The organism is Acidovorax sp. FW305-C-20-28, assembly GCF_058783375.1.
In genome coordinates this window covers 82,580-95,994 of the sequence record NZ_JBYSYM010000028.1, presented here as the reverse complement: position 1 = coordinate 95,994, position 13,415 = coordinate 82,580, and the positions used below count along the sequence as shown (strand labels likewise).

The window sequence follows — 13,415 nt, the reverse complement described above, 5'->3', positions numbered from 1 at the left end:
GCCGCCGTCAGCGTCGTCTTGCCGTGGTCCACGTGGCCGATCGTACCCACGTTGACGTGGGGCTTGGTCCGTTCGAACTTACCTTTTGCCATTTTTCCGACTCCGAAAAAAATCTACCAACTACACAACGAAATTTCGGCGCACCCGAACGGATTTCGGGTGCGCCTGAAGGTGGTGCCCATGGCGGGAATCGGACCCGCGACCTCTCCCTTACCAAGGGAGTGCTCTACCACTGAGCCACATGGGCAATTGAAACCGCTTTCGCAGCCCCAAAAAAACTTCTCTCTCAACCTACCAGCAAACCGAACAATGGAGCGGGAGACGGGAATCGAACCCGCGTCATTAGCTTGGAAGGCTAGGGTTCTACCATTGAACTACTCCCGCACTGCCAACTCAACTGGCCCTGCGACCCCAACCCTGCACGGGCCTGCCGCAACCTGCTTTCATTTTCTTTCACTGGTGGAGGGGACTGGATTCGAACCAGTGTAGGCGTAAGCCAACAGATTTACAGTCTGCCCCCTTTAGCCACTCGGGCACCCCTCCGGAGAGCCTCGAATTATAGCACTGAATTTTTACGATCCGCCGAAGCACACATCAAAAAAATTCCAGCACCACTCTTCGCCCCAGGTTTTGCGCGAAACCGCTTGCGACAGCACCCGCGTTTTAGCCTGAGACAGCGATTCTATGCCAGCCAAAGGTGTCCTGGCACGACTGCCGGGCTCTTGGAGGGGAAATAAACGACATTGCGCCGCCCATGCCTGCGCCCAGTGCGCCAGCGCCCAAGGCATCCGGCCCGCCCGTCCAGATCCAGTGGCCTGCACATGGAATTCACGCCCATGCTGGCTACGGCATCCAGCGCTCCCGCCTCCAACGATGGCCACCACACAAGCACGAGCCCCGCCGACCCATTTCAAAAGCTCATGAATTCATTGAATTTAATCGTTGGAAAGATGGCGGCGAACGCATTGAAATACGGTCCATGCCGGGTGCCATCCACCTGGCCCAGGCTTGCACGACAACCCCCTACGGAGAGACCGCCCATGGACAGACCGCCCCCACCTCCACGCCGCATGCTGCTGGCATCCCTGGCCACCGCATTGGCCCTGAGCCTGGCAATGCCGCTGCAGGCCCAGGCCCAGAGCGCCGCCGCCGCCGAGATCGACAAACTGCTGGCCAAGCAGGCCATCACCGAGCTGATCTACAAGTACCCGCGCGCCCTGGACCGGGGTGACCGCGAGATGCTGATGTCGCTGGCCCACCCGGGCGCGAAGATGCGCTTCGGCACGCGCGACTTTCCCCACTGGGAGGCCTATGTGGACTGGCTGATCAAGGCCCATGACGAGATGGCGGGCAACAACCACCGCATCTCCAACATCCTGATCGAGGTCAACGGCGACCGTGCGGTGAGCGAATGCACCGGCACCGCCACCCTGCTGGTCCCCAAGGAGGGCAACCCCAATCTCTATGAAGAGCGCTGGATGCACTCGCGCTACCTCGACACCTGGTCGCGCCGCAACGGCAAATGGGCGCTCGATGGGCGCCACACGGTGAGCGACTACCGCCGCGTGCTGGATGTGCCCGCCGATCTGGTCAAGTCGCGCTACCAGGTCATCGGCCACACCGGCCGCAGCGACCCCTCCTACCGCCATTTCGAGAGCATCAAGTGAAGACGACGAGCCCCGCGCTGAAGAACCCCGCCCGCCGACGCTTGCTGAGCGCACTGGGGCTGGGCATGGCCAGCCCCGTGGTGTGGGCCCAGAGCCCGGCATGGCCACCGCGCACCGTCAAGATCGTGGTGCCCTATGCGCCGGGCGGGGGTGTGGACCTGGTGGCCCGCATGCTGGCCGAGCGCCTGCACCGGCAGTGGGGCCAGCCGGTGGTGGTGGACAACAAGCCCGGCGCCTCCACGCTGATCGGTGCGACGGCGGTCGCCAAGGCCGCGCCCGACGGCCTGGCACTGCTCTTGACCAGCGAAGCCACCATCACCAGCAACCCCTTTCTGTTCGACAAGCTGCCCTATGACCCCGTGCGCGAGCTGGCGCCCATCAGCCAGCTCGTGAGCCTGCCGCAAATGGTCATCGCCCATCCCTCGGTCCCGGCGAACACCATGGCCGAGCTGATGGCATTGCTCAAGTCGCGCAGCCATGCGCTGAGCTATGCCTCCTATGGCTCTGGCAGCCTGCCACACCTGCTGTTCGAATCGCTGCGCGCCAAACATGGCGGCAACCTCGTGCATGTGCCCTACCGGGGCATATCGCCGGCGGTGTCTGCCGTGCACGCGGGCGAAACCCAGCTCACGCTGGCCGGCGTATCGGGGGCCCTGGCACTGCTGCGCGCCGGCAAGCTCAAGGCCCTGGCTGTCGGCCGGCCAACCCGGCTGGCCAAGATGCCCGACGTGCCCACCCTGCGCGAAGCGGGGCTGGCCGACATCGATCCGGGAGAGTCCTGGTTCGGCCTGTTCGCCACCGGAGGCACCTCTGCCAACGTCGTGCAGAAGATCCACCACGATGTGGCGGCCATCGGCAACGACCCTGCATTCCGCGAAAGCGCGCTGCTCTCGCGCGGCTTCGAACCGGTGTTCTCGACCCCCGCTGGGTTCGCCCGCTTCATCGAGGCGGACATGCGCCAGAAGGCGCAGCTGATACGCATCTCGGGCGCCAAGGCCGAGTAGCGCCCGCCGCCCCCTCCCCCCTTTTTCCTTCAGCGACTGATGCACCCGCGCGTGGTGCAGGAGATTCTTCGTGCCTTCGAAACCTTCGCCCGACCGTTCCGGCCTCGACCAGGAGCTCGTCATCCGTGGCGGCCACGTGCTCACCATGGACCCCGCTCTGGGCGATTGGCCGTGCGCCGACGTGCATGTGCGTGACGGCGCCATCGTGGCGGTCGGCCCCCAACTGCCCGCCCAGGGTGTGCCCGAACTGGACGCGCGGGACATGATCGTGCTGCCCGGCTTCGTGGACACCCACTGGCACCTGTGGAACAGCGCCCTGCGCGCCCTGGTGCGCGGCGACGACCCTGTGCACGGCTACTTTCCCGTCACCCTGGGGGCCGGGCCGCTCTTCACCCCCGAAGACAGCTACCGCTCCGTGCGCCTCGGGCTGGCGGAGGGTCTGCTCTCCGGCATCACCACGGTCCACAACTGGGCCCACAACACGCGCTCGCCCGAGCACGCCGACGCCGAACTGCGCGCCATGGCCGACATGGGCGTGCGCGGCCGTTTTGCCTACGGCTGGGGGCAAGAGCAGCCGCTCGCCCAGCCCATGGACCTCTCTGGCCTGGAGGGCCTGCAGCAGCAGGGGCTGGCCTCGCCGCTGCTCACCCTTGGTGCGGCCGTGCGCACCCCGGTGTCCAACCCGCGCGGCGCGGTGCCCATCGGCGTGGTCAGCGAAGAATGCGCCCGCATCCGCGCCCTGGGCCTGCCGTTGACCATGCATGCCCGCCCCGGGGTGGTTTCCGTGCTCGCAGAGCACGGCCTGCTCGGCCCTGACCTGCAGCTGGTCCATCCCCAGGGCATGTCGCCGCAGGACTGCGCCCTGCTCGCGGCGGCCGGCACCAGCATGACCTGCTCGCCCACCATCGAGATGCTCTACGCCCAGGCCAGCCGCGGCGTGATCCAGTTCCACGAGCTGGAAGAAGCCGGCGTGCACCAGAGCCTGTCGGTGGACAGCTCCGGCGCCTCCGCCAACGCGGACTTTTTCGCCTGCATGCGGGCGCTGCTGTGGTCGCACAAGCAGCGCTTCGGCAGCCGTGTGCCCCTCACCGCCCAGCGCCTGCTGCGCCTGGCCACGCTGGACGGTGCGCGCGACCTCGGGCTCGACCACCTGGTCGGCTCCCTCACGCCCGGCAAGCGCGCCGACATCCAGATCGTGCGCGCCACCGACCCCAACCTGGCCCCGGTGTTCGACCCCGCACATGCGCTCGTGTACTCGGCGCAGCCGGGCAACGTGGACACGGTGCTGGTCGACGGCCGGGTGCTGCTGCGCCGCAGCCAGCCCACCCGCTGGGACAGCGCCGACATCGTGCGCGAGGCCACCGAGTCCATGCGCGCACTGGCACGCCGCCGCCCCCAGTCCTGAACGCGGAACGCGACTTTTTCACCCCCGGGGGCCCGCCCCCACCCAAGGAGAGCACGATGCAACACCGATACCCCCGCGCACTGGCCGCCATGGCACTGGCCAGCCTCCTCCTGCCGCCCGCGATGGCTGCCGACCACCTGGAACACGGCGAAAGGACCCAGGGCCGGTCCTACTCGCCCGCCGTGGTCACCGAAGGCGGGCGCGTCATCTGGCTGGCGGGCGAGACCACCACCACCGACCTGAACGGCAAGGACATCAAGGGCGACTTCGAAGCCCAGGCGCGCACCGTCTTTGCGCTGCTGGAGCAAACCCTGAAGCGCGCCGGCGGTGGACTGCAGGACATCGTGAGCATGACGGTCTACCTGACCGATGCGCGCAACGGGGCGACCTTCTCCAAGGTACGCACGGAGATGTTCCCCGACCGGAAATTCCCTGCCAGCGCCCAGATCACGGTGTCCAACCTCGCGGTGCCAGGCATGCAGATCGAGATCCAGGCCGTGGCGGTGATCGGCGACCAGTGCGGCAAGGCCAAGCCATGCATCGCGCGTTGACCCCCCGGCCCGGCAGAGGCTGCCGGCGCTCAGGCCTGCAGTTGCTTGCAGCAGTCTTCCAGGCAGCTGCGAAAGGCACTGGCACTGGGCGACAGCGAGCGAGAGGCGCGCCAGACCAGCTCGACATTGCGGTGGATCACCGGCTCGTTCAGTTCGCGAAAGCGCGCCCGGTTCGAGCGCACCAGGGCACCCACGTAGGCGGGTACCACGGTGGCCCCCAGGCCGGCCTCCACCAGGCCCACGGCCGTGCCCAGTTGGCCGACCTCGAAGCGCAGCGCCGTGGTCTCGCCCCCGTGGGGGACCAGCGGATCGACCAGGGCGCGAAAGCCCCCGGCCGGCCCCAGCCCGATCATGGGCTGGCCCTCCAGGTCGGCCCAGACCATGCGCCTGCGGCGCTGTGCCAGCGGCCAGGCCGCCGGCAGCAGCACACCCAGGCTGTGGCGCAGCAGGGTCGCGCGCTCCATCGCGACATCCATCTGCGGAAACACGCCGAAGCCGATGTCGGCGTCGCCGCTGTCCACCGCCCGCACGAGCTGCTCGGTGGACAGGTCGGCAATGCGCACCGACACCGCGGGATGCGAGACCTGGAACTGCGCGATCACGCCAGGCAGGAAATGGGCCGCCAGGAAGGGCGTGGTCGCCACCGTCACGCGGCCCCGGCGCTTGTGCAGCAGGTCCTGGGTGTTCGCCACCGCGTGCTCCACGTCCGCCAGGATGCGCTCGGCACTCTCGAACAGCTCGCGGCCCGCGTCGGTCAACGCAATCTGGCGCGTCGTGCGGTCCACCAGCGGCAGGCCCAACTGCGACTCCAGCTCACGCACCAGCAGGCTGGTGGCCGATTGCGTCAGGTGCAGCTTGCGCGCCCCGGCCGTGAAGCCCTCGCTCTTGATCACTTCCACAAAGGCACGCAGCTGCCGCAAGGTGATGTTCATCTGAATTTCATATCAATTCCGGGCATTCATTCTATTTACTACTCCGCACCCACCACCCCCTCCACGGAAGCGCTCCCATGAAAAAAACCTGCTTCGCCCTGTCCCTCCTGGGCCTTGCCATCGGTAGCAGCGGCGGTGTCGCCGCGCAAACCCAGGTCACGCTGTTCGGCGTGGTCGACCTGGGCGTCGCCCATGTCTCGCACGGCCATGCCCGCCTCACCGCGCTGAGCTACAGCGGCAACAGCCATGCCCGCCTGGGCTTTCGCGGCACCGAAGACCTGGGCGGCGGCCTGTCGGCCGGCTTCTGGCTGGAAAGCGCGCTGGCCCCTGATACGGGCGGGACCGGACTGAATTTCCAGCGCCGCTCCACCGTCAGCCTGAGCGGCGACTTCGGCGAATTGCGCCTGGGCCGCGACATGGCGGCGACCAACCTCAACCCCTCCTGGTTCGACCCGTTCGGGGGCACCGGCATCGGCCAGCCCACGGTCTACAGCATGCTGGGCGCGCCGATCCGCGTCAGCAACGCTCTGGCCTACCTGCTGCCCAGGCAGCTGGGTGGCTGGTACGGCCAGGTGCAGTACGCCTTTGGCGAAGAGCCCTCCAACAGTGCCAACCGCAGCAACAACAACTACGAAGGTGCGCGCCTGGGCTTCGCCGACGAAGCCCTGAACGTCGCAGCCGCCGTGGGCCGGCGCCACAGCGGCACGGCCACCGCGGCGGCCCAGATCAAGGCCGCCAACATGGCGGCGTCCTACCGCTTCGGGCCCGTCACGCCCATGGCTTTCTGGGCGCGCGAAGAAGACAGCCGCGGGGCACGCATCGATGCCTGGCTGATCGGTGCCTCGCTGCGCCATGGCGTGGGCGAATGGCGTGCCGCCTACAGCCACTACGACCGCCAGAACAGCGGCGATGACTGGAGCAAGCTGGCCCTGGGCTACGTGCACCACCTGTCCAAGCGGACGGCGCTGTACGGAACCTATGCGCACATCCGCAACCGCGGGGCCTCGGCCCAACTGGTCAGCGGCACGGGCGTGGCCGACTGGCCGAACACCCCGCCGCTGCCAGCCCAGGCCGGTGCCCGCTCGCAGGGCGTCGAGTTCGGCGTACGGCACAACTTCTGACAAACGCCAGGAACCTTGCACATGGATCACTTGCACCACACACCGGCAGACACGCCGCCCTGCGCGCCCTCGCGCCGGGGCTTTCTCGGCATGTTCGGCACCCTGGGCGCCCTCGGCGCAACCACTTTCGTGCCGGAGGGCCGGCCGCTCGCCCAGACCCTGGCCACCAAGGCCTCGCGCATCGACTTCCACCACCACTTCTTCTCGCCCGCCTGGGTGCGGCTGGTGGAGCGCGAGCACCACAAGCAGCCCGTGCTGGGGTTCGACCAGTTCAAGACCTGGACGGTGGAGAAAGACCTGGAGGCCATGGACCGCGGTGGCGTGGAGAAGGCCTTCCTGTCGGTCACGCAGCCCGGCGTCTGGTTCGGCGACGTGGCCGAAACGCGCGCTGCCGCGCGCGAGCTCAACGAGTACGCCGCGCGCATGAAGGCCGACCACCCGGGCCGCTACGGCCACTTCGCCGTGCTGCCCCTGCCCGACGTGGAGGGCAGCCTGCGCGAAATCGCCCATGCCTTCGATGTGCTCAAGGCCGATGGCGTGGGCCTGCTCTCCAGCTACGACGACAAGTGGCTGGGCGACCCTTCCTTTGCACCGGTGTGGGCCGAGCTCAACCGCCGCAAGGCGGTGGTCTACATCCACGCCACCGCGCCTAACTGCTGCGCCTGGAACTTCCAGCCAGGCATCCTGCCCACCTTCGTGGAGCTGGGCTCGGACCTCGCGCGGGCCATGGTCAGCCTGATCCACGGCGGCACCGCCAAGGCCACGCCCGATGTGCGCTACATCTGGTCGCACGGCGGCGGCAGCCTCTGGGCGCAGCGCTTCCTGGTCGGCGAAACGGCCGAGTCGCTGGCGCGCGTGGCGCAGACCGACTCGCGCCTGCACCACCTGCGCCGCTTCTACTACGACACGGCCGCGGCGGCAGACGCGGTGCACATGGGCATCCTGAAGATGGTCGTGCCGACCTCGCAGATCGTCTTCGGCTCCGACTTCCCCTGGGTCGAGCCGGCCCGCATCGTCGAAGGGCTGGAGAAGTCCGGCCTGAGCGCCAGTGAGCTGCAGGCCATCTACCGCGACAACGCCAAGGCGGTGCTGCGATGACGGCGGGCACGCCCACCGTGGAGCCGCTGGACGCCCCACACGGTCTCTCGGCCACCGACCCGGCGCAACTGCTGGCCGCCGTGCTGCGCGCCAATGCCGGCACGCGGGATGCGCGGCTGAAACAGATCCTGGACGCACTCATCCGCCACGCCCATGCCTTCGCGTTGGAGGTGGACCTGAGCTCTGCCGAGCTCGACCTGGGCATGGACTTCCTGGTCCGCGTGGGCCAGGCCAGCGGGCCGCACAAGAACGAGGGCATCCTGCTGGCCGACATCCTGGGCCTGGCCACGCTGGCCCAGCTGCGCGGCGCGCGCGAGGCCCTGGCCCGGGGCGGCACCGAGCCCGCCCTGGTCGGCCCGTTCTGGCGCGCCCGGCAGCCGGTGCGCGCCAGCGGCGAAAGCATTGCCACCCCCGGCACGCCCGGCGCACCGCTGCATGTGCGCGGCCGCGTGTGCTCGCTCGACGGCGCACCGCTGGCCAATGCAAGGGTGGAGACCTGGCAGGCCTCGCCCCAGGGCCTGTACGAGAACCAGGATCCCGAGCAGGAAGAGATGAACCTGCGCGGCGTGTTCCTGACCGACGCCCAGGGCCGCTTCGACTTCCACAGCGTGCGCCCCGCGGGCTACCCCGTGCCGGTGGACGGGCCGTGCGGCGAGCTGCTGGCGGCGCAGGGCCGCGCCATCATGCGCCCGGCCCACCTGCACTTCATCGTGGTGGCCGACGGCCACAGGGTGCTGGCCACGCAGTACTTCGACATCGACGACCCGAACGCCCACGCGGACGTGGTGTTCGGCGCCGTGGGCTCGCTGCTGCGCCACTTCGAACCCGATGGCCAGGGCGGCTTCTCCCTGGACATCGAACTGCGGCTCGAACCCGGGGCCACGCAGTTGCCCCATTGCCCCCTCCCCTGACCTGAACCTCCATGCAACACAACGACAACCGAAGTTTCGCGCCGCGCGAGCGGCTCGACGGCGACATCGCCGTCATCACCGGTGGCACAGGCGCCATCGGCCTGGCCACGGCCCGGCGCATGGCCGCGCTCGGCGCCCGGGTGGTGCTGCTGCAGCGCAGCGCCCCCGAGACGGCGGCGCCCGCACTGGCACAACTGGCCGGCAGCGGGCACCGCGCCCTGCAGGCCAGCGTGACCGACAGTGCCGCCCTGCGCGCCGCCGCGCTGGCGGTGCAACAGGAGATGGGCGCGGCCACCGTGCTGGTGAACAGCGCCGGCTTCACCCGCCCGGTGCCCGCGGCGGACCTGGAGGGCCTCGACGACGCGCTCATCGACGACATCTTCGCCACCAACTGGCGCGGCAGCTTCGCGGCCATCCGCGCCTTCGCGCCGCAGATGAAGGCGGCAGGCGACGCGGTCGTGGTCAACGTCTCGTCCATCGCGGCCTTCACAGGCCTGGGCAGCAACCTGGCCTATGCCGCCGCCAAGGCCGGCACCGATGCGCTCACGCGCGGGCTGGCCAAGACCCTGGCACCCCAGGTGCGCTGCCTGGCGGTGTCGCCCGGCGTTGTCGACACGGCCTTCGTGCCCGGGCGCGACGCGGCCTTCAATGAACGCGTGGGCCCGACCATCCCCTTGCAGCGCGTGGGCACGGCCGACGACGTGGCGGCCGCCATCGTGGCCTGCTGCACCGCGCTGCGCTATGCCACGGGCAGCGTGATCGTTGCCGACGGAGGCCGCCACCTCGGCTGAGCATGCCCATGGAACCCACCACCATCCTCACCTGCGCCGTCACCGGCAATCTCACGCGGCCCGACCAGACACCGCACCTGCCCATCACGCCCGGGCAGATCAGCGACGCCTGCCTGGAGGCCGCAGACGCCGGCGCCGCAGCGGTGCACATCCACGTGCGCGATCCGCTCACCGGGGCACCGTCCATGGACGTGGACCTCTATGGCCGCGTGGTCGAGGTGCTGCGCCGCGAGCGGCCCGAGCTCATCATCAACCTCACCACCGGGCCGGGCGGGCGCTTCGTGCCCAGCGCCGACGAGCCGCGCCTGGCCGCGCCGGGCACCTCGCTGCTGCGGCCCGAACTGCGCGTGGAGCACATCGCGGCCCTGCGGCCCGACATCTGCTCGCTGGACCTCAACACCATGAACTCGGGCGAGCAGGTGGTGATGAACACCCCCGCCAACGTGCGCCGCATGGCCGCCGTGATCCGCGAACACGGCGTGGTGCCGGAGCTCGAATGCTTCGACACCGGCGACCTGGTGCTCGCCCAGTCCCTGATGGCCGACGGAACACTGGCCGGCCCCGGCCTGTATACCTTCGTCATGGGCGTGCGTTATGCCCTGCCATTCACACCCGCGGCCCTGATGCTGGCGCGCTCGCTGATCGCGCCGCAGGCCTCCTGGTCGGCGTTTGCCGTGGGGCGCCATGCCTTTCCCGCCGTGGCCCAGGCCCACCTGCTGGGCGGCAATGTGCGCATCGGCCTGGAAGACACCATCTACCTCGACAAGGGCGTGCTCGCGCGCAGCAACGCCGAACTGGTGCACAAGGCGCGCCGCATTGTCGAAGACCTGGGCGGGCGCCTGGCGACCAGCGCGCAGGCGCGCACCACCTGGGGCCTGCGCGCCAGCAACGCCCTGCACTGAAACGATTCCATCCATTCCACACCAAGGACTCTCACCATGACCATTGCTTCCCCCGCGCATGCATTGCGCATTTCCCAGAAGGCCGAGGCGCCCGACACGCTCGACCTGCAACTGCAGCCCCAAAGCCCGCCCGCAGCGCCCCCCGGCCATGCGGTCGTCGAAGTGCTGGCTGCGGCCGTCAACCCCAGCGACGTCAAGGCCGCGCTGGGCATGATGCCCCATGCCGTCTGGCCGCGCACACCAGGCCGCGACTTTGCCGGCCGCGTGGTGGCCGGCCCCAAGGAGTGGCTGGACGCCGAGGTCTGGGGCACGGGCGGTGACCTCGGCGTCACCCGCGACGGCAGCCACGCACGCTACCTGGTGCTGCCCGAAGCCGCCCTGGCGCGCAAGCCCGCTGCCGTGCCCGTGGCCGCAGCGGGCACCGTGGGCGTGCCTTTCATCACCGCATGGGAGGGCCTGCGCCGGGCCGGGCTGCGCGGGCCGGGCCAGACCGTGGTCGTCTTCGGTGCCAACGGAAAGGTAGGCCAGGCCGCCATCCAGTTGGCCACGCGCGCCGGCGCGGCGGTCATCGGCGTGGAGCGCGGCGCCAGCCGCTACCAGGGCCACGCCAGCCAGCCGGTCCGTGTGCTGGATGGGACCGCCCCCGACCTGGGCGATGCCCTGCTCGAGGCCACGGGTGGGCGCGGGGCCGACATCGCCTACAACACGGTGGGCTCGCCCTACTTCGCAGCGGCGCTGCACAGCCTGGCCGTGGGCGGCACGCAGGTGCTCATCTCCACCATCGAACGCTCGGTGCCGTTCGACATCCTGATGTTCTACCGCCGCAACCTGCAGCTGCTGGGGGTGGACAGCCTCAAGCTCAGCGTGGTGGACTGCGCCGCCATCCTGAACCTGCTGGCGCCGGGCTTCGGCGATGGGTCGCTGCGTGCCTTCCCGGTCGATCCGGCCGGCCTGGTGCCGCTGCAAGAAGCGGCCGACGCCTACCGGCGCGTGATCGCGGGCTCGTCCTCACGCGTCGTGCTGGCGCCCTGAGAACGGAGAACCCCATGCACCTGGTACGACATGCCGACGCGCCCGGCTACGACGCGCCCGGCCACGATGGCTTCACGATGGCGCGCCTGCAAGGCCGCGAGGCCGGCCCCGCGGACGCAGCCTGGATAGGGCTGTCGCTGGTGGCCCCGGGGGGCAGCACCACGCTGTCCGCCTCCGCGCTGGAAAAGTTCTACGTGGTGCTGGACGGCGAGCTGGAGGTCACCAGCCAGCAGCCCGATGGCCCACCGCAACGTGAAGTGCTGCGCGCGCTCGACAGCTGCCGCATTGCGCCGTGCGAGGCACGGCAACTGGCCAACCGCAGCGCGCAACCGGTGCGGGTGCTGCTGGTGATGGCAGAGCCCCGCTGAACCCGCGGCTCGAGCCACCCCCCACGGTCGCACGGGTGGTGCGGCTGGGCATCAGGCCTGCGTGTACGCCGTCTTCACGGTGGTGTAGAACTCCGACGCATACCTGCCCTGTTCACGCACACCGTAGCTCGAGCCCTTGCGCCCGCCGAAGGGCACGTGGTAGTCCACCCCGGCGGTGGGCAGATTGACCATGGCCATGCCAGCCTGGACATGCCGTTTGAAATGCGTCGCGTATTTGAGCGAGGTCGTCGCGATGCCGGCGGCCAGGCCAAAGGGCGTGTCGTTGGCCAGGGCCAGCGCCGCCCCGTAGTCGCGTGCCCGGAGCACACTGACCACAGGCCCGAAGACTTCCTCTTGGTTGATGCGCATCTCTGGCGTGGTGTCGACAATCAGCGCAGGGCTCATGTAAAAGCCGGGGTTCCCCGCGAGGCCCCGGGCCAGCGCCTCGCCGCCATAGACCAGCCGCGCACTTTCCGCACGGGCAATCGCGACATATTCCAGATCCTGGTCGAGCTGCCTCTGGTCCACCACAGGCCCTATATCAGCCCCCGCAGCGCGCGCATCGTCCACCCGCAGGGATTTCAGGCGCTCGACCATCGCGGCAACGAACCGATCATGGATACCGTCAGTGACGATGAGGCGCGACGACGCCGTGCAGCGCTGACCGGTGGAGAAGTAACCGCTGTTGACCGCGCAGTTCACGGCGACGTCCAGATCCGCATCGTCCAGAACGACCATCGGATTCTTGCCCCCCATCTCCAGCTGGAACTTGGCCATGCGCGCCACGCAGGCCGCCGCCACCTTGCGGCCCGTCGCGGCAGAGCCTGTGAAGGAGACCGCGCTGACGCGCGCATCGTCCAGCAGTGTGGCTCCCACCTCGGAGCCCCGGCCCATCACCAGATTGAATACGCCAGCCGGCAAGCCCGCACGCGACAGGATCTCGGCCAGCGCCCAGGCCGACCCCGGCACCAGTTCGGCGGGCTTGAACACCACGCAGTTGCCATAGGCCAGCGCCGGGGCGATCTTCCACGCCGGAATGGCCATCGGAAAATTCCAGGGCGTGATGATGCCCACCACGCCCAGGGGCTCGCGCGTGATTTCCACACCGACGCCTGGCCGCACCGAAGGCAGGGCTTCCCCGCCGGGCCGCAAGGCCTCGCCCGCGAAGAACTTGAAGATATTGCCGGCGCGCACCACCTCGCCGATGGCTTCGGGCAGGGTCTTGCCTTCCTCGCGTGCCAGCAGGTCGCCCAGTTCATTGCGGCGCCCCAGGATCTCGCTGCCCACCGCGTCGAGCAGATCGAAGCGCTGCTGCGGTGTGGAAAGGCTCCATCCTGCAAAGGCGGCCTCGGCGGCGGCGATGGCCAGCCGGGTCTGTGCGGCGTCGGCCTGCGCGTACTCGCCGACCAGGTCGCGGGTGTCGGAGGGGTTGATGTTGCGGGAGACCTGCGGCCCCGCCAGCCAGGTGCCGTCGATGAAGTTCTTGTGCATTGCGTTGGTTCTCGGTAAGAGTCGGTGGCAGGGCCTCGCTTGCCGCGGGCTGCAGCCTCCCTTGAGGCTACGCAAGACGCCTTCCCGGGTCCCTGCACAGGCGGCAGATTCGTTGGCACTTTTGACGTGCCAACGCATTGCC

Annotated in this window: 14 protein-coding genes and 3 tRNA genes; 11 read left to right on the top strand and 6 right to left on the bottom strand. The window is 69.1% G+C overall.

From position 1 onward, the window contains the following. The 4 genes from AC3WOH_RS26790 to AC3WOH_RS26775 all read right to left on the bottom strand — a co-directional run. A partial coding sequence (locus AC3WOH_RS26790) for a GTP-binding protein (protein WP_005434227.1) occupies positions 1-92 on the bottom strand: 92 nt, incomplete at its 3' end. Between the two features lie 80 nt (positions 93-172). Further along, a tRNA-Thr gene (locus AC3WOH_RS26785) sits at positions 173-247 on the bottom strand. A 63-nt stretch (positions 248-310) separates the two neighbouring features. Further along, a tRNA-Gly gene (locus AC3WOH_RS26780) sits at positions 311-384 on the bottom strand. Between the two features lie 73 nt (positions 385-457). Further along, positions 458-543: transfer RNA gene (locus AC3WOH_RS26775), tRNA-Tyr, on the bottom strand. A gap of 497 nt (positions 544-1,040) precedes the next feature. Here AC3WOH_RS26775 and AC3WOH_RS26770 point away from each other — a divergent pair. The 4 genes from AC3WOH_RS26770 to AC3WOH_RS26755 all read left to right on the top strand — a co-directional run bounded on the left by AC3WOH_RS26770 (position 1,041) and on the right by AC3WOH_RS26755 (position 4,627). Continuing rightward, a complete protein-coding gene (locus tag AC3WOH_RS26770; RefSeq protein ID WP_492232359.1) occupies positions 1,041-1,667 on the top strand; it encodes a nuclear transport factor 2 family protein in 627 nt (208 codons plus the stop codon). Further along, on the top strand, positions 1,664-2,671 hold the full coding sequence (locus AC3WOH_RS26765) for a Bug family tripartite tricarboxylate transporter substrate binding protein (RefSeq protein ID WP_492232358.1): 1,008 nt from the start codon (positions 1,664-1,666) through the stop codon (positions 2,669-2,671). The genes AC3WOH_RS26770 and AC3WOH_RS26765 overlap by 4 nt, the downstream gene beginning before the upstream one ends. Before the next feature lie 70 nt (positions 2,672-2,741). Further along, positions 2,742-4,076 (top strand): amidohydrolase family protein, encoded by a 1,335-nt coding sequence (locus AC3WOH_RS26760; protein ID WP_492232357.1) that lies wholly within the window; start codon positions 2,742-2,744, stop codon positions 4,074-4,076. Between the two features lie 56 nt (positions 4,077-4,132). Beyond that, complete coding sequence (locus AC3WOH_RS26755) at positions 4,133-4,627, top strand: RidA family protein (RefSeq protein ID WP_492232356.1); 495 nt, start codon at positions 4,133-4,135, stop codon at positions 4,625-4,627. A gap of 29 nt (positions 4,628-4,656) precedes the next feature. Here the strand turns inward: AC3WOH_RS26755 and AC3WOH_RS26750 are convergent, their stop codons facing one another. After that, positions 4,657-5,559, bottom strand: a complete 903-nt coding sequence (locus AC3WOH_RS26750) for a LysR family transcriptional regulator (protein ID WP_492232355.1) — start codon at positions 5,557-5,559, stop codon at positions 4,657-4,659. A gap of 77 nt (positions 5,560-5,636) precedes the next feature. On the opposite strand from AC3WOH_RS26750, the gene AC3WOH_RS26745 reads away from it, so the two are divergent. The 7 genes from AC3WOH_RS26745 to AC3WOH_RS26715 are packed head-to-tail and all read left to right on the top strand — an operon-like array spanning position 5,637 to position 11,782. After that, entirely contained in the window at positions 5,637-6,680 is a 1,044-nt protein-coding gene (locus AC3WOH_RS26745) for a porin (protein ID WP_492232354.1), read from the top strand. Between the two features lie 21 nt (positions 6,681-6,701). Then, complete coding sequence (locus AC3WOH_RS26740; RefSeq protein WP_492232353.1) at positions 6,702-7,778, top strand: amidohydrolase family protein; 1,077 nt, start codon at positions 6,702-6,704, stop codon at positions 7,776-7,778. Beyond that, on the top strand, positions 7,775-8,689 hold the full coding sequence (locus tag AC3WOH_RS26735) for a dioxygenase family protein (protein WP_492232352.1): 915 nt from the start codon (positions 7,775-7,777) through the stop codon (positions 8,687-8,689). Before AC3WOH_RS26740 ends, AC3WOH_RS26735 begins: the two co-directional genes overlap by 4 nt. Positions 8,690-8,700: 11 nt before the next feature. Then, positions 8,701-9,480, top strand: coding sequence for an SDR family NAD(P)-dependent oxidoreductase (locus AC3WOH_RS26730; RefSeq protein ID WP_492232351.1), 780 nt, complete (start codon positions 8,701-8,703; stop codon positions 9,478-9,480). A gap of 2 nt (positions 9,481-9,482) precedes the next feature. Further along, a complete protein-coding gene (locus tag AC3WOH_RS26725; RefSeq protein ID WP_492232350.1) occupies positions 9,483-10,382 on the top strand; it encodes a beta-keto acid cleavage family enzyme in 900 nt (299 codons plus the stop codon). 36 nt (positions 10,383-10,418) lie between these two features. Further along, positions 10,419-11,414 (top strand): quinone oxidoreductase family protein, encoded by a 996-nt coding sequence (locus tag AC3WOH_RS26720; protein WP_492232349.1) that lies wholly within the window; start codon positions 10,419-10,421, stop codon positions 11,412-11,414. 14 nt (positions 11,415-11,428) lie between these two features. Then, on the top strand, positions 11,429-11,782 hold the full coding sequence (locus AC3WOH_RS26715; RefSeq protein ID WP_492232348.1) for a cupin domain-containing protein: 354 nt from the start codon (positions 11,429-11,431) through the stop codon (positions 11,780-11,782). Positions 11,783-11,833: 51 nt separating this feature from the next. Here the strand turns inward: AC3WOH_RS26715 and AC3WOH_RS26710 are convergent, their stop codons facing one another. Beyond that, the gene (locus AC3WOH_RS26710) at positions 11,834-13,273 is read right to left on the bottom strand and encodes an aldehyde dehydrogenase family protein (protein WP_492232347.1); all 1,440 of its coding nucleotides are present in this window, start codon (positions 13,271-13,273) and stop codon (positions 11,834-11,836) included. Positions 13,274-13,415 lie beyond the last annotated feature (142 nt).

Excerpts from the sequence above, each read along its gene's own strand:
- AC3WOH_RS26745 (WP_492232354.1), top strand. The coding sequence starts at position 5,637 with ATGAAAAAAACCTGCTTCGCCCTGTCCCTCCTGGGCCTTGCCATCGGT.
- AC3WOH_RS26735 (WP_492232352.1), top strand. The coding sequence starts at position 7,775 with ATGACGGCGGGCACGCCCACCGTGGAGCCGCTGGACGCCCCACACGGT.
- AC3WOH_RS26730 (WP_492232351.1), top strand. The coding sequence starts at position 8,701 with ATGCAACACAACGACAACCGAAGTTTCGCGCCGCGCGAGCGGCTCGAC.
- AC3WOH_RS26750 (WP_492232355.1), bottom strand. The coding sequence starts at position 5,559 with ATGAACATCACCTTGCGGCAGCTGCGTGCCTTTGTGGAAGTGATCAAG.
- AC3WOH_RS26710 (WP_492232347.1), bottom strand. The coding sequence starts at position 13,273 with ATGCACAAGAACTTCATCGACGGCACCTGGCTGGCGGGGCCGCAGGTC.
- AC3WOH_RS26740 (WP_492232353.1), top strand. The coding sequence starts at position 6,702 with ATGGATCACTTGCACCACACACCGGCAGACACGCCGCCCTGCGCGCCC.
- AC3WOH_RS26770 (WP_492232359.1), top strand. The coding sequence starts at position 1,041 with ATGGACAGACCGCCCCCACCTCCACGCCGCATGCTGCTGGCATCCCTG.
- AC3WOH_RS26755 (WP_492232356.1), top strand. The coding sequence starts at position 4,133 with ATGCAACACCGATACCCCCGCGCACTGGCCGCCATGGCACTGGCCAGC.
- AC3WOH_RS26720 (WP_492232349.1), top strand. The coding sequence starts at position 10,419 with ATGACCATTGCTTCCCCCGCGCATGCATTGCGCATTTCCCAGAAGGCC.
- AC3WOH_RS26725 (WP_492232350.1), top strand. The coding sequence starts at position 9,483 with ATGCCCATGGAACCCACCACCATCCTCACCTGCGCCGTCACCGGCAAT.
- AC3WOH_RS26715 (WP_492232348.1), top strand. The coding sequence starts at position 11,429 with ATGCACCTGGTACGACATGCCGACGCGCCCGGCTACGACGCGCCCGGC.